Genomic DNA, 17657 nt, shown 5'->3' with positions numbered 1-17657 from the left:
GGATTGCCGCGTCGCTACGCTCCTCGCAATGACGAATTAGCTGAGGTGCCCATCGTGCAAGCGGACAACGCGGTCCATCTTTGCGGCAAGCCGCTCATTGTGGGTGGCGACCAGTGCCGCGCTGCCCTCGCCCCGGACCAGGGCCAGGAACTCGCCGAGGACGCGATCGGCAGTTGCCTCGTCAAGATTGCCGGTCGGCTCGTCGGCAAGGACCAGCGGCGGCCGGTTAGCAAGCGCGCGTGCCACCGCTACCCGCTGCTGCTCCCCGCCTGACAGCTTTGACGGACGGTGATCGAGGCGCTGCGACAGGCCAAGTTTGCCGAGCAATTCCTCGGCACGCGAACGGGCGGTGCCGGCTTCTGCGCCATGAATGATCTGCGGCAAGAGGACATTTTCCAGCGCATCGAAGTCGGGCAGCAGGTGGTGGAATTGGTAGACAAAGCCCAACGCATCGCGGCGAAGGGCGGTTCGGCCATCATCGTCGAGCGCCGAAGCCTCTTGCCCGGCAATCCGGATTGATCCTTCAAAGCCGCCTTCCAGCAGCCCGACCGCCTGGAGCAAGGTCGACTTGCCCGAACCGGAAGGGCCGAGGAGCGCAACGATCTCGCCGGGTCGAACCTCAAGGTCGACGCCTCGAAGCACCTCGATGGTGACGTCGCCTTGCGTGAAGCTGCGCTTCAGCCCGCGCGTCGCAAGAACCGCATCACTCATAGCGAAGCACCTGGACTGGATCGGTGTTGGCAGCATTTCGCGCCGGGAACAGCGTGGCGACATAGGTCAGCACCAGCGTGACCGCGACGATTGCAACCACTTCGAACGGGTCGGTCCGCGAAGGCAGTTCGGTCAGGAAACGGACCGAAGGGTCCCACAGGTTCTGGCCGGTCACCAGCTGGATGACGTTCACCACCTGCTGCCGGAAGAAGAGGAAGACCGCGCCGAGGATCGAGCCGGTGATGATCCCGATCAGGCCGATACTGAGCCCCACCGTCATGAAGATCTTGAGGAGCGAGCGGCGGCTCGCACCCATGGTGCGGAGGATGGCGATGTCGCGGGTTTTGGCTCGTACCAGCATGATCAGCGAGGAGGCGATGTTGAACGCCGCGACCAGGATGATGATGCACAACACGACGAACATGGCGATGCGCTCCACCTCCAGTGCTTCGAACAGCGCCGAGTTCATCTGCTTCCAGTCGACGACGATGCCCTTGCCCCGGACCAGCGGCTGGAGCGGCGCAAGCGTTTCGGCGACCTTGTCCGGGTCGTCGACCTGCACTTCGACCATGCCGACTCCGTCGCCGAGCAGCAGCAAGGTTTGCGCGTCCTGCATCGGCATGATGACGAACGCCTTGTCATATTCGAAGATGCCGACCTCGAAGATGGCGCCGACCGTATAGGTAACGATGCGCGGGACGGTTCCCACGGGTGTCGAGCGGCCGTCTGGGCTGATCAGCGAAATCTCCGATCCGGGATAAGCGCCGAGCGTTTCGGCAAGCCTGGCACCGATGGCGACGCGGCCGCTGCCCGGCACAATCGTCTTCAGGTCCCCGGCGATTACCTTGCCGTTGAGGATCGGGTTGGTGCGGATGTCCTCCAGCGTGTTGCCCCGGACGAGCACGCCTTCGACCCGGCCATTGGCCGACGCCATCAGCGGCTGTTCGATCAGCGGGGTCGCGGACTGGACGCCGGGCGTCTTCCGCGCCGCATCGGCGATCTGCTCCCAGTTGGCGAGGCGGCCGTCGTAGCCCTGCACGATGGCATGGCCATTCAACCCGACGATCTTGTCGAATAGCTCCGCTCGGAAGCCGTTCATCACGCTCATGACGATGATCAGCGCCGCAACTCCAAGAGCTACCGCGCCGACGGAGAAGCCGGCGACGACAAAGATGAAGCGCTCGCCCTTGACCGGGACGAGGTAGCGCTTGGCAATCATCTTTTCGTGGGCGTTGAGGATCATGCGGTCAGGCGCTCAAGCGCGGAATCGATCGAAAGTTCCTCGCGCTCGCCGGTGCGACGGTTCTTCAACTCGACCACTCCGGCGGCAAGGCCGCGCGGGCCAATGATCAGCTGCCACGGCAGGCCGATGAGGTCCATCGAGCCGAGCTTGACCCCGCCCCGCTCGTCACGGTCGTCGTAGAGGGTTTCGACGCCAGCGGCGGTGAGCTTCGCATAGATGTCGTCGGCAGCTGTAACCGATGCCGCATCGTCCCCGCGCATGGTGACGAGACCAACCTTCCATGGCGCAACCGCTTCCGGCCAGATGATACCGTTGTCGTCATGGCTGGCCTCGATGATCGCGCCGACGAGGCGCGATACGCCGATGCCGTAGCTGCCCATTTCTGGGGTCACCATCGAACCATCGGCCCCGGAAACCTTGAGGCCCAGCGAGGCGGAATATTTGGTGCCGAAGTAGAAGATATGGCCGACCTCGATGCCCCGGCCCTGCCGCTGGCGGTCGGCCGGAACCTCGGCCCAGCGCGCCTCGTCATGGGTCTCGTCGGTCGCGGCGTAGGTCGAGCTGACCTTGTCGAACAGGCCCCGCAGGCCCTCGGCATCGCCGTAGCGAAGTTCGTCCTGGTGCCAGTCGAACTCCTCGAACGAGGCATCGTAGAAGACCTCGCTTTCGCCCGTGGGTGCGAGGACGATGAATTCGTGGCTGAGGTCACCGCCGATCGGGCCGGACGCGGCCTTCATCGGCACAGCGCGGATGCCCATGCGCTGGAAGGTTCGGAGATAGGCCAGCAGCTGGGTGTAATAGCTTTGCCGGGCGCCCGCCTCGTCGAGGTCGAAGCTATAGGCATCCTTCATCAGGAATTCGCGGCCGCGCATGACGCCGAACCGGGGGCGGACCTCGTCCCGGAACTTCCACTGGATGTGGTAGAGGGTACGCGGCAGGTCGCGGTAGCTCTTCACCTCGTCCCGGAAGAGCGAGGTGATCATCTCCTCATTGGTCGGACCGTAGAGCATCTCGCGCTCATGCCGATCCTTGATGCGCAGCATCTCCGGTCCGTAGGCGTCGTAGCGGCCCGATTGGCGCCACAGGTCGGCAGACTGGAGCGTCGGCATCAAAAGCTCGATCGCGCTGGCCCGGTCCTGTTCCTCGCGGACGATCTGCTCGATCTTCTTGAGGACGCGGAAGCCGATGGGCAGCCAGGCATAAATGCCGGCGGCGGTCTGCCGGACCAGCCCGGCGCGAAGCATCAGTTTATGGCTGACGATCTGGGCATCGGTCGGGCTTTCCTTGAGGACCGGGAGAAACGATCGGGAGACGCGCAAGGTGATTGATCCTGATTGGATGATGGTGATTGCGCGTTGTCCTAGTGGGCGCCCCCGCCCAAGGCAATCGCGGACAGCCTGTGGCACAGGTGCCACATACTGATAGAGAATGTGTCGCTTCTGCCGATTCTGACGTGACAAGCCGGTCGCGGCGGGCGTAGCGATGCGCCTCGGACGCGGTCGTCAGGCCGGAAGTCCGGGGAGGATGCCAAGCGCAGGTCAGGGGGCGCGAGGCGTCGAACTACTTCCAAGGGGGCTGACGAGCGATCGTCACGCAAGGACGCCCGGGACTAGTGCCCGGGCGTTTTGCTTTTTGGGCCGCCCGGACGCCCTAACGTCCCAAAAGTCTCAAGGTGCGGCGCCTTTTCGTGCGACTTTAGTGACTTTAGCGAGATCCAACCGAGATTGTTCACGAAGCGAAAGAGCCGGCAGCCTGTCAGCCGCCGGCAACTCTGCCATGTCTGACAGCTTGTAGGACAGCAGAAAACGCCAACCCATGCCGGAAACTGGCATTTGAATTTGGTTGGGCGCATGAATGGCCTCGACGGAGGCGACGATGCTGAGTCAGTTCAAAGGTCCGACCGAACCCCCGCAACTCCAATCGACAATCGGCGAAGCCTTGGTCTCCGCCGCCGAGCGATGGGGCGAACGTGACGCACTGGTCTCCGTCCACCAGGATTTGCGCTTCACCTATTCGCAATTGCTTGAACAAGTGGACCAGCTGGCAAGCAATTTGATCGCGCTCGGCCTTGAGAAGGGCGACCGGATCGGCATCTGGGCGCCCAATTGCGCGGAATGGGTGCTGACCCAGTTCGCCGCGGCCCGCGTCGGGCTGGTCTTCGTGACCATCAACCCCGCCTATCGGCTGCATGAGGCGGAATATACGTTCAACAAGGTCGGCCTTCGGGCGCTGGTCGTGGCCGACAAGTTCAAGACGAGCGACTATCCCGCCATGGTCGAGGCGCTGGCGCCGGAGCTCATCACCTCCGCTCCCGGGCGACTAAAGGCCGCCAAGCTTCCGAGCCTTGAGATTGCGATCAAGATCGGCGGTGCCGACCGTCCCGGCTGGCTACAGTTCGACGATATCGCGACGCGGCCGGCGGATCGTAGCGAGCTGGCAAGTCGAGCTGCATCGCTCGACCAGCATGACGCCATCAACATCCAGTTTACGAGCGGCACGACGGGTTCGCCCAAGGGGGCCACCCTTTCCCACCACAACATCCTCAACAATGGATATTTCCTGGGGATTACATTGCGTTTCGGGCCAGCGGACCGCCTCTGCATTCCCGTCCCGCTCTATCATTGCTTCGGAATGGTGATGGGCAATCTTGGCTGCCTAACCCATGGGGCAGCGATGGTCCTGCCGAACGACTCATTCGATCCCCGGCTGGTCCTGAAGGCGATCGAGAAGGAGCGCTGCACGGCGCTTTACGGCGTGCCGACCATGTTCATCGCCGAGCTGGAGCAGCTGGATCGCGAGAGCTTCGACCTTAGCTCGCTCCGAACTGGAATCATGGCCGGGGCAATCTGTCCCGAACCGGTCATGCGGGAAGTCATCGAGCGGATGCATATGAGCGAAGTCACCATCGCCTATGGGATGACGGAGACTAGCCCGATCAGCTTCCAGACCTCACCCGACGATCCCCTGATCCGCCGCGTATCGACAGTCGGCCGGGTCCAGCCTCATCTGGAATGCAAGCTGGTCGACGAGAATGGCGAGACTGTGCCGGTGGGCACGCCCGGTGAGCTTTGCACGCGGGGCTATTCGGTGATGCTCGGCTATTGGGACGAGCCGAAGAAAACCGCCGACGCGATCGATTCCGACGGCTTCATGCACAGCGGCGACATCGCGGTGTTCGACGAGGAGGGCTTCGGAGAGATCGTCGGCCGCATCAAGGACATGATCATCCGCGGCGGCGAGAATATCTATCCCAAGGAGATCGAGGAGTTCCTGATCGACCATCCGAAGATCGAGGATGTCGCCGTCGTCGGCCTGCCCGACGAGCGATATGGCGAGGAGGTCTGCGCCTGGATCCGACTGAGCGCGGGGCAAGAGGCGTCAGAGGAAGAGATACGCGAATTCTGCCGTGACCAGATCGCGCACTACAAGATCCCGCGCTTCATCCGCTTCGTCGATGCCTTCCCGATGACGGTCACCGGCAAGGTGCAGAAATTCCTGATCCGCGAGGAAATGGCCGCGATCCTGGGAAAGCAGCCGCCGATAATCGAGATTTCGTCGTCCCAGAACGCTTGAAGCACAAGCGCAATTAACCCGTCCTAGTCCCGCTGCTTGATGGACTTGCTCAGTTCCGATCGGATCTTCGCGCCGGACAGATGCGCGTCGACATTGGAATAGCCTTCCTTGCGAAGCTGCGACCGGATGTGTTCCACGTTGAGCGACGACGCCGCGAGCTGGAACGCGCGTTCGATGATGCCCGGTGCTCCATAGATCATCGACAATCGCCTTCTGGAGGGAACAGCCGGTTCATCAGGCCGGACTCAGCGAGCCATGGATCTTCGCCTGGGCAATCTGGGCCGCATAGGCCTCGGCCAGCTTGCGGTGGACGATGCGAGAGCTGTCGCATGCGGCGCTTTCCGACATCTGCAGCGACACAGCGTAGCGCTCATAAAGATAGTTGAGATCCATAAAATCGGCTCCGGTTTGTAAGCGCGAGCACAATATTTGTCTCTCGGTCGCGTGATGCCTACGAATAAAAAGGACGCGATATGACCCGTTTAGCACAAGTTTTCAGATTCAACCTAATCGATGAATTATTACTTATGATATGGCAATTCGTCGATTATTAGCCTATGTAAGGCCCGCTACTGGTCGCAAATTGACGGTTTTATGGCGCTTTGCGGCTCCTTTTTCCTTCTATCTCGCTGCTCTTAGCAACAAGGAAGCCGACGCTCGGCTTCCCAACCGAAGGAAATTGATATGCCAGTCGGCACCGTAAAATTTTTCAACGACGCCAAGGGCTTCGGCTTCATCCAGCCCGATGATGGCGGAACGGACGCATTCGTCCACATTACTTCGCTCGAACGATCGGGCCTGCGTTCGCTCCAGCAGGAACAGCGGGTCAGCTACGACCTCGAGGAAGACCGCCGCGGCAAGATGCAGGCCGTGAACCTGAAGTTGGACGACCAGACCGCGCCGAACGCGCAGTAACTCGTTCCAAATGGCAAATTCCAACACGCTTCAGTTCTATCTCGACCGAGCGGAACAGGCGCGCCAGGAAGCAAAGGCGGCAACGCTCTCGCACGTGCGAGAGCGTTGTCACCGTTCCGAAGCAGCCTGGTCGAGCCTGGCCCAGAAAGCAGCACGGGCCCTGGAGGGCCGCGTCCAGCAAGACCAGACAAAACCAATAGAAACAGATCAACAATGACGAATAGATCAGGCACATCCAACGCGGTTGCCGCGACGAGGATCACTCGGGCGGAACGCACTTCCGTGAAGCCGACCTTGTCCGCGCGCGACCCGATTGCCTACGCCGCCGCCGCGAAGGCGCTCGGCTAAAGCGGATCCGCACCATGGCCAAGGGCCAGAAGTGCGGCATTCGTGAAATCAGGAAACCCAAAACCAGCGCGCCGAAAAGCAACGCGCCCCTACCGACAATGAAGTCAAAGGGCCTGGCGCCCAAGAACTGACTTCATTGTCCAGCGTCCCGCTCGAGTCAGCGGTTATGCGTATGTAACTTCATCAAGCGATCTGGGCCCAAGCTGCAAGTAGGTCGGATCGAATTCCCCGATGCGCGCCAGCCCATTCCAGTCGAGTATACGGTGCGTGGATCGATCGGCGATTTCCAACAACCCAGCCTGACGCAACACCTGAAGCGTTCGATTGATGTGCACGGCTGTAAGGCTGAGGATGTCGCTCAGCTGGAACTGGGTGATGGGGAACGGAATGACCGTCCCGTTGCCGGGAGTTCCGCCGACCGCCCTGGTCGCCAATTCGCAGAAGAAATGCGCCATTCTTTTCCGGGCATCGCGTCTTCCGACATTCACCACCCATTCCATCAATATGCCTGCATCGACCACGCAGTGCCGCCAGAATGCTTCGCCGATGTTGGGAAAATGCGTTGCCAGCTGGCGGAGCGACGCATGCGGCACCTGCAATTCGGAACATCGGCATGGAGACGTATCGTTCGCGGGCGGCCAACGTTCCGCTTGATGATGCAGGTTAGGTCGTTTTCCCGCCGGCTTCGCCTAATCCCTGGTTCCCCATACGAAGAGGATGGTGAGGGCCGAGGTCGTGCCCAGCGCGAAGGACTTGGCCAGCGCGGCGGCGCCGAAGTCGGTGCCCCACTGGAACAGCCCGGCGCCGACCATCAGCGAGAGGGCGAACCAGGACAGGAGCGACAGGCCGCCGGCCCACACCGGGATGGACTTGGCTTCCCTGAACTCGTCCGCCGTGCCCTTCCGTGCGGCAAGCAGGTCCCAGGCGCCTTTGAAGGCGGTTGCAGCGATCGCCAGCTGGCAAAGGGTAATGAGGACGAACCCGGTCCAGTTTATCGCCGGGGAAACGGCGGCAGAAGGCGCCACGTCCATCTGCTTACGTATCTCGCCGACATGCCCGACATTCTGAAGCGCGTACATCAGGGCCGTAAACCCGATGAGCGACACAAGAAGGCTTTTGAAAACTCTCATCGCGGCTCACCCCCAGAAGTGAGTGAGGCAGTTTTTCACGACGTTGGGTTCGGCAGCCATCGGGGAAAGCCCCGAATATCGGGCTCGCAAGCTTCTGGCTGACGAGCTTCGAATGCGTTTGCTTTGGACCAATGTTTCCATATTAGTCGAAATATGGAAACGAATCGCTTGCCCTCACCCGACGAGGCCGTCGCTGCATTGGCTAGCTTGGCGCAAGCGCACCGATTGGAATTATTCCGCTTGCTTGTGCAAGCAGGCCCATCCGGCCTGGCCGCTGGGGCGTTGGCTGAAGCCCTCGGAGTTCCCAATAGCTCGCTGAGCTTCCATCTCGCCCATCTTAATCGCGCCGGGCTGATCGACCAGCGCCGCGAGAGCCGATCGATCATCTATTCCGCCAACTTCAGCTCGATGAACCGGCTGATCGGCTTCCTGACCGAAAATTGCTGCGGCGGGGCCGATTGTTCGACTTCCGAAGAACGGTCCAGTCCGAGGATATCCGCATGACCAAGCCGCCCTACAATGTCCTGTTCCTTTGTACTGGAAACTCGGCTCGATCAATCTTGGCCGAAGCGATCCTGAACAGCCAAGGCATGGGACGCTTTCATGCATATTCGGCAGGGAGTCTTCCCAAAGGCCAGGTTCATCCAGCAGCGATCGAGCTGCTCAACGAGCTGGAATATGAAACCGACGGGCTTCGATCCAAAAGCTGGGACGAGTTTGCCAGGCCGGGAGCGCCAGCACTCGATTTCGTATTCACCGTTTGCGACAACGCCGCCGGCGAGGTTTGCCCGATCTGGCCGGGCCAACCGATGACGGCGCATTGGGGCATCGAGGATCCGGCGGCAGTCGAAGGCGCCAGGCAGGAGCAGGCCTTCTGGAACGCCTTTCAGCAGCTCCAACGGCGCATCCAGCTGTTCCTCGCGCTGCCGATCGAGGACATTGACGAACTCAGCCTTCGGAACCGGATCAAGGAAATTGGAAAGACGGCGGACCAAGGGTCGACCGTTGGCTGAGACGCTTGGGCGCCGCCTTGCCGCGGAAGCCGTCGGTTCCTTCATCCTGTTCGGGACGGTGATCGGCTCGGGCATCATGGCCGAGGCACTGTCGGGCGGGAATGTCGCGATAGCGCTCCTGGGCAATACCCTCGCGACCGGCGCGATATTGTTCGTGCTGATCGCCATGATTGGGCCGGTGTCGGGCGCCCACTTCAATCCGGCGGTTACGGTGGTCATGGCCCAGCGTCGGGAGCTGCCGTGGCGTGACGTCCTGCCCTATGTGGCCGCTCAGCTTGCCGGTGGATTGCTTGGCGCTTTCGCCGCCCAACTCATGTTCGATTTGCCGATCCTGCAGGCGTCGGTGAAGGCGCGGTCAGGAATCGGCCAATGGACGGGCGAAATGGTAGCCACGTTCGGCCTGATCCTCACCATTATCGGCACGGTGCGGCACCGGCCGAATGCCGTTCCCGCGTCTGTCGCGCTGTATATTACGGCCGCCTACTGGTTCACGTCGTCGACCAGTTTCGCCAATCCGGCGATCACCATCGTCCGCAGCCTCAGTAACAGCTTCGCCGGCATCGCACCGGCCAATGTGCCGATGTTTATTTTCGCCCAATTTGCCGGAGCGGCAGTGGGTGCCTTGGTCGGAAGGTCACTTTTCGAAAAATCCGAGTGACCATGTGGGAAATGGTAGCGGAGGAGGGACTTGAACCCCCGACACGCGGATTATGATTCCGCTGCTCTAACCAGCTGAGCTACTCCGCCCCTGAAAAAGGCTTGCCCTTTGGGGGCGCGGCGAGCCTATAGGTGGCATAGTTTTGGGCGTCAACAAGAGGGTGGGAACCGCCCACCCCTCCCCTCGTTCAAGGGCGAGGAACTGGAGGCCTGTGACTCGATGGAACCGCTTACTCCTTTGGAAACCCTTTGCCGGATCATCCTTCGCGCCCGCGAATATGAAGCGCAGGTTCCGTCCGATTATGACGGCAACGAAGCACCGGAAAATGTCGACGACGAAGGTGAAGGCACGCTTTCAGTCCTCGACGATTCGATCAACACCGGGGTCGAGGAAGAGCTGACCGCGGCAATCGACGACCTCGCCGAGGATCAGCAGGCCGAACTGCTCGCCTTCGCCTGGGTCGGCCAGGGCACCTATGACGCGGCAGATTGGGACGAAGCGATCGAGGAAGCATCCGCCGTCGGCAATGTCTCCGAGGAGCTCCTTGAAATGCCGATGCTGGCGTCGGTGCTGGAGGCCGGGATGGCGGCGTTCGACCTGAGCTGCAACGGAGTCGGCGACCTCAGCTAGCGCCGCGAAACTTGTAGGTCGCAAGCGTTTCCCACGGACCGCCGCGATAGCGGTGAAGCAACAGCCCGGAAATGCCGAGCGGACGCGGCCTGAAATCGCGTTCCAGCTTATCGAGCAGCGCCTTTGCCTCGCGGGCGGAAACCTTGTTCTGGATGGTGATGTGCGGGCGCCAGCCGCCGGCGTCCGGAGCGCACAGCATTCCGTGGAAATGATCGGCGATGGAATCGCGGATCGATTCGAGCTCGTCGGAAACCACGCGGTAGGCTACTCCGCTGCTGAGGTTCATCAGGCCCTCGATCGAGGCGCGTGGCGGCGGCGCGGCGACATGGAGCGCCAGCTGATGTCGAACCTCCTCCTCAGCCGAGGGCGGCAGGCCCTGGAACATGGTGAGATGGACCGGGACGCGGTTCTGGTCGAAGGGGTAATGCGCGCGCCTGAGCCCTTCGAGCCAGGCATGATCGTCCTTTGCGAATTGCGCGGTGACGATGAGGGGACCTGCCATGTCAGTTCGTCATTGCGAGCGAAGCGAAGCAATCCAGGCTGGATTGCCGCGTCGCTGCGCTCCTCGCAATGACGACATGATTTAGATCTCTACCTGCGAACCCAATTCCACCACGCGGTTCGTCGGCAGCTTGAAGAACTCCATCGCGCTTTCGGCGTTTCGGAGCATCCAGGCGAACAGCTTTTCGCGCCAGATGGCCATGCCGGGCCGGGCCGAGGCGATTAGGGTCTGGCGGGCGAGGAAGAAGCTGGTGTCCATCATCTTGAATTGCGGGCCGCATGCCTTGACCTGGGCAAGCGCCGCGGGGACGTCGATTTCCTCCATGAAGCCGTAGCGGATGATGATCCGGTAGAAGCCGGCGCCATAATCCTTGGTTTCGATGCGCCGCTGTCCGCCGACGAAGGGAACGTCCTCGATCCTGACGGTGAGCAGCATCACCCGCTCGTGAAGCACCTTGTTGTGCTTCAGATTGTGGAGCAGCGCGTGCGGAACGCCGGTCATCGAGGTGGTCATGAACACCGCGGTCCCGGGAACGCGCGCCGCGCTGGTGGCGGCGGACTTGATGAACACTTCGATGGGCAAGCTGGCTTCGGCCATGCGGTCGATCATCAGCTTGCGGCCCTTGGCCCATGTGGTGAGCAACGTGAAGGCGATCGCGCCGATCAGGAGCGGGAACCAGCCTCCATCCGGGACCTTCAGGAGGTTCGCGCCGAAGTAGAGAATGTCGATCGTGAAGAAGATCACAAGCAGCGGGATCGCCTTCCACGACGGCCATTTCCACAAGGTGATCAGCACCACCGTGATCAGCACGCCGTCGATCAGCATCGCGCCGGTCACCGCGATGCCATAGGCAGCGGCGAGGTTCGACGAGGAGCCGAACATCAGGACCAGCAGGATGACCATGATCATCAGCGCCCAATTGACGACCGGGATGTAGATCTGGCCGGCGGCATGCTCGCTGGTGTGGGTGATGCGCAGGCGCGGGATAAAGCCCAGTTGGATCGCCTGCTGGGTGACCGAGAAGGCGCCGGAAATGACCGCCTGGCTGGCGATGATCGTGGCCATGGTGGCCAGGATGACCAGCGGCAGTCGCAAGCCTTCGGGCGCAAGGAAGAAGAATGGGTTCTTGACCGTTTCAAGTGCTTCGGCCGGGTCCTGCGACAGGAGCAAGGCGCCCTGCCCCATATAGTTGAGGAGCAGCGCCGGCATGACGAAGTATAGCCAGCTGAACTTGATCGGCCGGCGTCCGAAATGGCCCATGTCCGCGTAAAGCGCTTCAGCGCCGGTCACCGAAAGGACGACGCTGCCCATCGCGATGAACGCGGGTAGCGGCTCGGCCAGGTAGAATTGCAGGGCGTTCAGCGGATTGAACATCTCGTAGAACACCTGCGGGTGCTTCACGATGTGCATGCCGCCGAGCATCGCCAGGGTCAGAAAGTAGATCAGCATGATCGGCCCGAACAGCGCGCCCACACGGGCCGTGCCATGGGACTGGATCGCGAAAAGCCCCACCAGGATACCGATCGCGGTCGGGACGACATAGGGCTCAAAGCCGGCCTGGACGGTTGTCAGGCCCTCGACCGCCGACAGGACCGAGATGGCCGGAGTGATCATGCTGTCGCCGTAGAACAGGGCGGTCGCGAAGACGCCGAGCATGACAATGCCGACCGTCCATTTCTTCTTCTCGCCCTCGGCGGCGGATCGGTTGATCAGCGCCAGCAGCGCAAGGCTTCCGCCCTCGCCCTTATTGTCCGCGCGCATGATGATCGTGACATATTTCAGCGCCACGATGATCAGCATCGACCAGAAGATGAGGCTGAGCACGCCGTAGATGTGGAGGACGTCGGGCCGGAGCGTATGGTGACCAGCGAAAGTCTCGCGGAAGGCGTAGATCGGCGAGGTACCGATGTCGCCGAACACGATGCCGACGGCGCCGACCATCATCTTGGCTAGCGACCCCTGAGCATGTCCATGTCCAAGGACTTGATCGCCGGTTGCGGTCTCTGCAGTCCCGGCGGCGGAGCTATTCATACAGTTTCGATCCTCACGACACCGAGCGGGCGCGGCGCGCCGCCTTAGACCTTGATCGTTTCAGGCTCAACTGGCCTGCAGCAGGAATCAATAGCCCGCCCCGGGCCTGTCCCGTAAAAAGGCGCTGCAATCATTCCCAGCCGCCGCTATAGGGCCGCAAACTTTCCCTCATTGGAGCTAACTCATCATGCGCGTCGGAGTGCCGAAAGAAATCAAGGTTCATGAATATCGCGTGGGCCTCACTCCCGCCTCGGTGGCCGAACTGGTCGCCCACGGTCATGAAGTGTTCGTCGAGACCAAGGCCGGTTCGGGAATCGACTGCCCGGACGCCGCCTATCAAAAGGCCGGCGCGACCATCCTGCCGACCGCGGCGGATGTCTTCGCCAAGAGCGACATGATCGTGAAGGTGAAGGAGCCGCGGCCGCAGGAAATCGCGATGCTGGAGTCGCGGCACCTGCTGTTCACCTATCTCCACCTCGCCGCCGACAAGCCGCAGGCCGAGGGACTGATGAAGTCGGGCGCGACCTGCATCGCCTATGAAACGGTGACGTCGCGCACGGGCGCGCTCCCGCTCCTGAAGCCGATGAGCGAAGTCGCGGGCCGCATGTCGATCCAGGTCGGCGCCCATTACCTCGAAAAGGAACCGGGCGGACGTGGCGTGCTTCTGGGCGGCGTCCCTGGTGTTGCCCCTGCGCGCGTCGCAATCCTCGGCGGCGGTGTCGCCGGCGTGAACGCGGCGCAGATGGCGGTCGGAATGCGCGCCGACGTCACCATCTACGACATCTCGAACGAACGCCTGGCCGAGCTGGACATGTTCTTCGGATCCCAGATCAAGACGGCCTATGCGTCGCGCGATGCGATCGCCCGCGCGGTCGATGAGGCCGAACTGGTCATTGGCGCGGTGCTGGTGCCGGGCGCGGCTGCGCCGAAGCTGGTTACCCGCGACATGCTGAAGACGATGAAGCGCGGTTCGGTGCTGGTCGACATCGCGATCGATCAGGGCGGCTGCTTTGAAACCAGCCATGCGACGACCCATTCGGACCCGGTTTATGAGGTCGACGGTGTCATCCATTATTGCGTCGCGAACATGCCGGGCGCGGTCGCCCGTACCTCGGCCTTCGCGCTCAACAATGCGACCCTGCCCTTCGCGATCAAGCTTGCGAACCTTGGCGCAGAAGAGGCGATGCGGCAGGATCCGCATCTGGCCAACGGTCTCAACGTCTCGGGCGGCAAGATCCGCCATGAGGCGGTCGCCGAGGCGCTCGACCTTCCTTACGAACCCGCCTGAGGGCGAACGGGGGGCGGCGGTGCCGCCCCTCCCCGCATCAACAGCAACCCGTCCTCGACTATCGGACGCCAGCTGGCATCGGCCGGCGCGTCCGCGAGGATCTGCTGCCATAGCTTTATTGCTGCTTCCGGATTGCCGGAGCGCGCTTCGGCAAGACCGAGGAAAAACGGTGGTGCGGGGTAGCCGGGCGCGAGCTCGGCAGCCCGTTCGAAGGCCAGACGCCCTGCCGGCGTGATGGTTCGGGCATGATCGGTCAGCGCATTCCCCAGCCCAACCCACAATTTATAATCGCCCGGATGCCTCTCTACCTGCGACTGCAGCAGCTTGGCGGCGTCCTCGGTATTGCCCCGGGAGGCGAGCGCATCGGCCATGTTGAGCCATGTGTCGGCATAATCGAAGCGGCCGGTCATCGCTTGACGCGCGCCGGTGAGCGGCATCGGCGGGGCGCGCTTGTCCGCAACCCGCGGCTGGCCGCTTAGGCCCGGACTTCCTTGCAGCGCATATCCCGCAGAGCCGAAGGCAAGGGCCGCGCCGACCAGGGTCAGCATCGGCCCACGAAGCTTCATCAGCCAGAACAGGCCAATAGCCCCCAAAGCGAGCAGCGCGAGCAGAAGATAGCCGCTCATCCGCGCCTCCGGACCAGGCGCTTGCGCAGCAGCCACCCACCGGCAAGCAGGAGCAGGATCGGCGCCAGCCACAGCGGCCAGGTCACCGGCTCGACCGGCGGACGATAGCTGACCCAATTGCCGTAACGCTCGATCAGCCAGCTCCGGACTTGCTCGGGCCGCTCGCCGGCGGCGATCCGCTGCCGGACCAAGGCGCGCATGTCGCCGGCAAGCTCGGCATCGCTGTCGGCGATCGATTGCCCCTGGCAGACGAGGCAGCGAAGCTCCTCCATCAGGGCCTTCGCCTGTGCTTCCTGGCGAGCGTCGGGCAGCTGCTGGTTGGCCCAGCGTGCGGCGGGCAGGTCGCTGTCGGCGAACGTAGGTGAAGCTAGTAACAGACAGATCGTCATCCCCGCGCAGGCGGGGACCCAGCCCAACAAGAATCTAGGTTCCCGCCTGCGCGGGAATGACGAGTGGTTGGTCACCTTGCCGCCTCCCACTCGCGCATGATTGCCGGCAGATCGTCCGGCTCGATCGGGCCCATATGCTGGTAGCGGATAATGCCGCGACCATCGACGATGAAGCTTTCCGGGACACCCGACGATCCTAGCGCAAGCTGCAGACGGCTTTCAGGGTCCGACCCAATCCGGTCGAACGGATCGCCGTGACGAGCGAGGAATGCCGCGATATCCTCCGGACGGTCCCGCACGGCCACCGCGTCGATGGTGACGCCCTGCCGCTTCAACTCCATCAGCAAGGGCGCCTCGGCAATGCAGGGCACACACCAGCTGGCGAAGACATTGATCATGCGCGGCTGGCCGGAAGCGAGATCCGAAGAGGCGAGCGCTGCCCTGCCTGGTAAAGCCGGAGCCAGTGCGAATGCCGGCACTGGTTGTCCGACGAGCTGGGATCGGATCTCTTCCTCGGCGGGCTTGCCCAAACGCCAGGCGACAGCCGCGACGAAGGCAGCGAGGACCAGAAGCGGCAAGAAGCGAAGCAGGCGGCTCACAGGAATGCCTCTTCGCCCCGGATCCGCTGCCGCCTTTCCCGGACCATCCGCCCGACCAGCGCAAGGGCACCGCCGAGTGCGATCAGGATACCGCCGAGCCAGATCAGGGTGACGAACGGCTTCCACCACAGCCGAAGCTGCCATCGGCCCTGCTCGTCGCGCTCGCCGAGGACGGCGTAGAGCTGGCCATTCCAGCTGGTATCGATCGCTGCTTCATTGGTGGTCGTCGGCGGCGACGGGAAGAAGCGGCTTTGCGGGTTGAGCACGAGCGCGCCCGAGCCTTTGGATGCGCGAAGCTCCGCTTCCAGCGCCGTCCAGTTGGGCCCGGCAACCGGCATGACGTTGCGGAACTCGACCAGCCAGGGGCCGATCGAGATGGTTTCTCCCGGACGCGCGGCAGCCAGTCTTTCCTCCGTGAATGCGCTGTCCGAAGCCATGCCCAAGATCGCAACGGCAACCCCGAGATGCGCGATCGCCATTCCCCAGATGGCGAGCGGGGTCCGCTTCAAGGAGCGGCCGAACAAGGGCAGCAGGCTGGCAGGAAGCAAACCGGCACCGATTGCCAAACCGAAGCGCGGCAACATGCCGATGTTCGGAGCAAGGATGACGGACGCGATCAGGACGGCGACGGCTACCAGCAGCCCCGGTGCCACCCTTGGCAGTATCGGCGCGGCATCGCGGCGCCATTTCAACTGAGGAGCGATCATCATCAGTACGGCAAGAACCAGCGCCATCGGACTTGCGACGCTATCGAAATAGGGCGGCCCGACCGACAATTTCTCGCCGGACAGCGCCTCGGCGAGCAGCGGATAGAGCGTTCCGACGAACACCACTCCGAGGATGACAGAGAGGATGAGGTTGTTGGCGACGAGACCGCCTTCCCTGCTCACCACTTCGAACGGCGAACCTTCCTTCACATGGGCAATGCGAAACGCGAACAACGTCAGGGCGCCGCCGATGTAGATCGCCAGCAAGGCGAGGATGAAGGTTCCCCGGGTCGGGTCGACGGCGAAGGAGTGAACCGACGTCAGGATGCCCGACCGCACCAGGAAGGTCCCGACCATCGACATCGAAAAGGCAATGAGGGCCAGCATCATCGTCCACGCGCGAAGGCCGCCCCTTGCCGCCAGCACGTTGACGCTGTGCAACAGCGCGGTGGCGGCGAGCCATGGCATCAGCGAGGCATTTTCGACCGGGTCCCAGAACCACCAGCCGCCCCAGCCGAGCTCATAATAGGCCCAGTAGCTGCCGGCGGTGATCCCTAGCGTCAGCAGGACCCAGGCCGCGAGGACCCACGGCCGCATTGCGCGAGCGATCGCCGGGCCGAAATTGCCTCGGACCAGCCCGCCCACGGCAAGGCTGAATGCGACCGACAGCCCGACATAGCCGAGGTAAAGCGTCGGCGGATGGAAGGCGAGACCGGGGTCCTGGAGGAGCGGATTGAGCCCGCGGCCGTCAAGCGGCGCCGGATCCAGCCGTTCGAACGGGTTTGAAGCGAACAGCAGGAAAGCGAAGAAACCCAGGGCCAACGCCGCCTGCGCTCCCAAGGTGGCGCCCAATGTACGCTCGTCGAGCCGATGTTCGAACAGTGCGACAACCGCGCCGGACAGCGCCAGCACAGCCACCCACAGCAGCATCGAACCTTCGTGATTTCCCCAGGCACCGGCGAACTTATAGAGCCAGGGCTTCTCGCTGTGGCTGTTCTCGGCGACCAGAAGCACGCTCATATCGCTATTGAGGAACACCGCGATCAAGGCGCCGAACGCGAGCAGCGTAAGCAGGCCCTGAGCAAGTGCGACACTGCGGATGGTTGGCAGCGAACGCCCCTGCTCGCCTCCGAGACCGAACGCCAAGGCCAGCTGAAGCGCGGAAAGCGCGGCTGCAAGCCACAGTGCAGCGAGGCCTGCCTCAGCGATCATTTAGCGCCGCTCCCAGGAACGTCACCCTGAACTCGTTTCAGGGTCCATCCTCGAGAAGCCCGGTGAGCATGGAAGTATGGAT

At 62.6% G+C, this 17657-nt stretch carries 21 protein-coding genes and 1 tRNA gene; 8 read left to right on the top strand and 14 right to left on the bottom strand.

What is annotated here, in order from left to right; translation table 11 throughout:
- Positions 1–36: 36 nt before the first annotated feature.
- The 3 genes from LZ496_RS01430 to proS are packed head-to-tail and all read right to left on the bottom strand — an operon-like array spanning position 37 to position 3273.
- A complete protein-coding gene (locus LZ496_RS01430) occupies positions 37–711 on the bottom strand; it encodes an ABC transporter ATP-binding protein (protein WP_249902819.1) in 675 nt (224 codons plus the stop codon).
- On the bottom strand, positions 704–1954 hold the full coding sequence (locus LZ496_RS01425; RefSeq protein ID WP_249902818.1) for a lipoprotein-releasing ABC transporter permease subunit: 1251 nt from the start codon (positions 1952–1954) through the stop codon (positions 704–706). The genes LZ496_RS01430 and LZ496_RS01425 overlap by 8 nt, the downstream gene beginning before the upstream one ends.
- Complete coding sequence (gene proS, locus LZ496_RS01420) at positions 1951–3273, bottom strand: proline--tRNA ligase (protein ID WP_249902817.1); 1323 nt, start codon at positions 3271–3273, stop codon at positions 1951–1953. The genes LZ496_RS01425 and proS overlap by 4 nt, the downstream gene beginning before the upstream one ends.
- Positions 3274–3829: 556 nt before the next feature.
- On the opposite strand from proS, the gene LZ496_RS01415 reads away from it, so the two are divergent.
- Positions 3830–5527 carry an AMP-binding protein gene (locus LZ496_RS01415; protein WP_249902816.1) on the top strand — a complete coding sequence of 566 codons (1698 nt, stop codon included), beginning with the start codon at positions 3830–3832 and terminating at the stop codon, positions 5525–5527.
- A 23-nt stretch (positions 5528–5550) separates the two neighbouring features.
- Here the strand turns inward: LZ496_RS01415 and LZ496_RS01410 are convergent, their stop codons facing one another.
- Together LZ496_RS01410 and LZ496_RS01405 are read right to left on the bottom strand one after the other, a co-directional pair.
- Positions 5551–5727 (bottom strand): hypothetical protein, encoded by a 177-nt coding sequence (locus tag LZ496_RS01410; protein WP_249902815.1) that lies wholly within the window; start codon positions 5725–5727, stop codon positions 5551–5553.
- A 34-nt stretch (positions 5728–5761) separates the two neighbouring features.
- Positions 5762–5920, bottom strand: coding sequence for a hypothetical protein (locus LZ496_RS01405; RefSeq protein WP_249902814.1), 159 nt, complete (start codon positions 5918–5920; stop codon positions 5762–5764).
- A gap of 291 nt (positions 5921–6211) precedes the next feature.
- On the opposite strand from LZ496_RS01405, the gene LZ496_RS01400 reads away from it, so the two are divergent.
- Positions 6212–6442, top strand: coding sequence for a cold-shock protein (locus LZ496_RS01400; RefSeq protein ID WP_249902813.1), 231 nt, complete (start codon positions 6212–6214; stop codon positions 6440–6442).
- Positions 6443–6655: 213 nt separating this feature from the next.
- Positions 6656–6790 carry a hypothetical protein gene (locus LZ496_RS13860; protein WP_283937855.1) on the top strand — a complete coding sequence of 45 codons (135 nt, stop codon included), beginning with the start codon at positions 6656–6658 and terminating at the stop codon, positions 6788–6790.
- 164 nt (positions 6791–6954) lie between these two features.
- Here the strand turns inward: LZ496_RS13860 and LZ496_RS01395 are convergent, their stop codons facing one another.
- Together LZ496_RS01395 and LZ496_RS01390 are read right to left on the bottom strand one after the other, a co-directional pair.
- Positions 6955–7383 carry a Crp/Fnr family transcriptional regulator gene (locus LZ496_RS01395; protein WP_249902812.1) on the bottom strand — a complete coding sequence of 143 codons (429 nt, stop codon included), beginning with the start codon at positions 7381–7383 and terminating at the stop codon, positions 6955–6957.
- A gap of 96 nt (positions 7384–7479) precedes the next feature.
- Positions 7480–7920, bottom strand: a complete 441-nt coding sequence (locus tag LZ496_RS01390; RefSeq protein WP_249902811.1) for a DUF2165 family protein — start codon at positions 7918–7920, stop codon at positions 7480–7482.
- Positions 7921–8073: 153 nt separating this feature from the next.
- Here LZ496_RS01390 and LZ496_RS01385 point away from each other — a divergent pair, with 153 nt between their 5' ends.
- Genes LZ496_RS01385 through LZ496_RS01375 form a run of 3 tightly spaced genes read left to right on the top strand, consistent with a single transcriptional unit; the run spans position 8074 to position 9591 of the window.
- The gene (locus LZ496_RS01385; protein ID WP_249902810.1) at positions 8074–8424 is read left to right on the top strand and encodes an ArsR/SmtB family transcription factor; all 351 of its coding nucleotides are present in this window, start codon (positions 8074–8076) and stop codon (positions 8422–8424) included.
- The gene (locus LZ496_RS01380) at positions 8421–8933 is read left to right on the top strand and encodes an arsenate reductase ArsC (protein ID WP_249902809.1); all 513 of its coding nucleotides are present in this window, start codon (positions 8421–8423) and stop codon (positions 8931–8933) included. Before LZ496_RS01385 ends, LZ496_RS01380 begins: the two co-directional genes overlap by 4 nt.
- Positions 8926–9591 (top strand): MIP/aquaporin family protein, encoded by a 666-nt coding sequence (locus tag LZ496_RS01375; RefSeq protein ID WP_249902808.1) that lies wholly within the window; start codon positions 8926–8928, stop codon positions 9589–9591. Before LZ496_RS01380 ends, LZ496_RS01375 begins: the two co-directional genes overlap by 8 nt.
- 12 nt (positions 9592–9603) lie before the next feature.
- Here LZ496_RS01375 and LZ496_RS01370 read toward each other — a convergent pair.
- A tRNA-Met gene (locus LZ496_RS01370) sits at positions 9604–9680 on the bottom strand.
- A 130-nt stretch (positions 9681–9810) separates the two neighbouring features.
- Here LZ496_RS01370 and LZ496_RS01365 point away from each other — a divergent pair.
- Positions 9811–10221: a DUF3775 domain-containing protein gene (locus LZ496_RS01365; protein ID WP_249902807.1), complete on the top strand. Its 411-nt coding sequence runs from the start codon at positions 9811–9813 to the stop codon at positions 10219–10221.
- On the opposite strand, the gene LZ496_RS01360 is transcribed toward LZ496_RS01365, so the two are convergent.
- Both LZ496_RS01360 and LZ496_RS01355 read right to left on the bottom strand, forming a co-directional pair.
- Entirely contained in the window at positions 10214–10723 is a 510-nt protein-coding gene (locus tag LZ496_RS01360; protein ID WP_249902806.1) for a 2'-5' RNA ligase family protein, read from the bottom strand. The genes LZ496_RS01365 and LZ496_RS01360 overlap by 8 nt on opposite strands.
- A gap of 81 nt (positions 10724–10804) precedes the next feature.
- Positions 10805–12754, bottom strand: a complete 1950-nt coding sequence (locus tag LZ496_RS01355) for a potassium transporter Kup (protein WP_249902805.1) — start codon at positions 12752–12754, stop codon at positions 10805–10807.
- Positions 12755–12941: 187 nt separating this feature from the next.
- On the opposite strand from LZ496_RS01355, the gene ald reads away from it, so the two are divergent.
- Positions 12942–14042, top strand: a complete 1101-nt coding sequence (ald, locus tag LZ496_RS01350) for an alanine dehydrogenase (protein ID WP_249902804.1) — start codon at positions 12942–12944, stop codon at positions 14040–14042.
- Here ald and LZ496_RS01345 read toward each other — a convergent pair.
- The 4 genes from LZ496_RS01345 to LZ496_RS01330 form a co-directional block, all read right to left on the bottom strand.
- Positions 14027–14668, bottom strand: a complete 642-nt coding sequence (locus tag LZ496_RS01345; RefSeq protein WP_249902803.1) for a tetratricopeptide repeat protein — start codon at positions 14666–14668, stop codon at positions 14027–14029. The genes ald and LZ496_RS01345 overlap by 16 nt on opposite strands.
- Entirely contained in the window at positions 14665–15057 is a 393-nt protein-coding gene (locus tag LZ496_RS01340) for a cytochrome c-type biogenesis protein (protein WP_249902802.1), read from the bottom strand. The genes LZ496_RS01345 and LZ496_RS01340 overlap by 4 nt, the downstream gene beginning before the upstream one ends.
- 71 nt (positions 15058–15128) lie before the next feature.
- A complete protein-coding gene (locus tag LZ496_RS01335) occupies positions 15129–15656 on the bottom strand; it encodes a DsbE family thiol:disulfide interchange protein (RefSeq protein ID WP_249902801.1) in 528 nt (175 codons plus the stop codon).
- Positions 15653–17575 (bottom strand): heme lyase CcmF/NrfE family subunit, encoded by a 1923-nt coding sequence (locus LZ496_RS01330; RefSeq protein WP_249902800.1) that lies wholly within the window; start codon positions 17573–17575, stop codon positions 15653–15655. Before LZ496_RS01330 ends, LZ496_RS01335 begins: the two co-directional genes overlap by 4 nt.
- Positions 17576–17657 lie beyond the last annotated feature (82 nt).

This window comes from Sphingomonas caseinilytica, from assembly GCF_023516455.1.
Taxonomy (GTDB): Bacteria; Pseudomonadota; Alphaproteobacteria; order Sphingomonadales; family Sphingomonadaceae; genus Sphingomicrobium; species Sphingomicrobium caseinilyticum.
The sequence above is the reverse complement of the archived record's forward strand: the minus strand, read 5'-3'. Positions and strand labels throughout refer to the sequence as shown.

Bases quoted from the DNA above. Each gene is read 5' to 3' on its own strand.
- LZ496_RS01430 (WP_249902819.1), bottom strand. From the start codon at position 711: ATGAGTGATGCGGTTCTTGCGACGCGCGGGCTGAAGCGCAGCTTCACG.
- LZ496_RS01425 (WP_249902818.1), bottom strand. From the start codon at position 1,954: ATGATCCTCAACGCCCACGAAAAGATGATTGCCAAGCGCTACCTCGTC.
- LZ496_RS01415 (WP_249902816.1), top strand. From the start codon at position 3,830: ATGCTGAGTCAGTTCAAAGGTCCGACCGAACCCCCGCAACTCCAATCG.
- LZ496_RS01410 (WP_249902815.1), bottom strand. From the start codon at position 5,727: ATGATCTATGGAGCACCGGGCATCATCGAACGCGCGTTCCAGCTCGCG.
- LZ496_RS01405 (WP_249902814.1), bottom strand. From the start codon at position 5,920: ATGGATCTCAACTATCTTTATGAGCGCTACGCTGTGTCGCTGCAGATG.
- LZ496_RS01400 (WP_249902813.1), top strand. From the start codon at position 6,212: ATGCCAGTCGGCACCGTAAAATTTTTCAACGACGCCAAGGGCTTCGGC.
- LZ496_RS13860 (WP_283937855.1), top strand. From the start codon at position 6,656: ATGACGAATAGATCAGGCACATCCAACGCGGTTGCCGCGACGAGGATC.
- LZ496_RS01390 (WP_249902811.1), bottom strand. From the start codon at position 7,920: ATGAGAGTTTTCAAAAGCCTTCTTGTGTCGCTCATCGGGTTTACGGCC.
- LZ496_RS01385 (WP_249902810.1), top strand. From the start codon at position 8,074: ATGGAAACGAATCGCTTGCCCTCACCCGACGAGGCCGTCGCTGCATTG.
- LZ496_RS01380 (WP_249902809.1), top strand. From the start codon at position 8,421: ATGACCAAGCCGCCCTACAATGTCCTGTTCCTTTGTACTGGAAACTCG.
- LZ496_RS01365 (WP_249902807.1), top strand. From the start codon at position 9,811: ATGGAACCGCTTACTCCTTTGGAAACCCTTTGCCGGATCATCCTTCGC.
- LZ496_RS01360 (WP_249902806.1), bottom strand. From the start codon at position 10,723: ATGGCAGGTCCCCTCATCGTCACCGCGCAATTCGCAAAGGACGATCAT.
- LZ496_RS01355 (WP_249902805.1), bottom strand. From the start codon at position 12,754: ATGAATAGCTCCGCCGCCGGGACTGCAGAGACCGCAACCGGCGATCAA.
- ald (WP_249902804.1), top strand. From the start codon at position 12,942: ATGCGCGTCGGAGTGCCGAAAGAAATCAAGGTTCATGAATATCGCGTG.
- LZ496_RS01345 (WP_249902803.1), bottom strand. From the start codon at position 14,668: ATGAGCGGCTATCTTCTGCTCGCGCTGCTCGCTTTGGGGGCTATTGGC.
- LZ496_RS01340 (WP_249902802.1), bottom strand. From the start codon at position 15,057: ATGACGATCTGTCTGTTACTAGCTTCACCTACGTTCGCCGACAGCGAC.
- LZ496_RS01330 (WP_249902800.1), bottom strand. From the start codon at position 17,575: ATGATCGCTGAGGCAGGCCTCGCTGCACTGTGGCTTGCAGCCGCGCTT.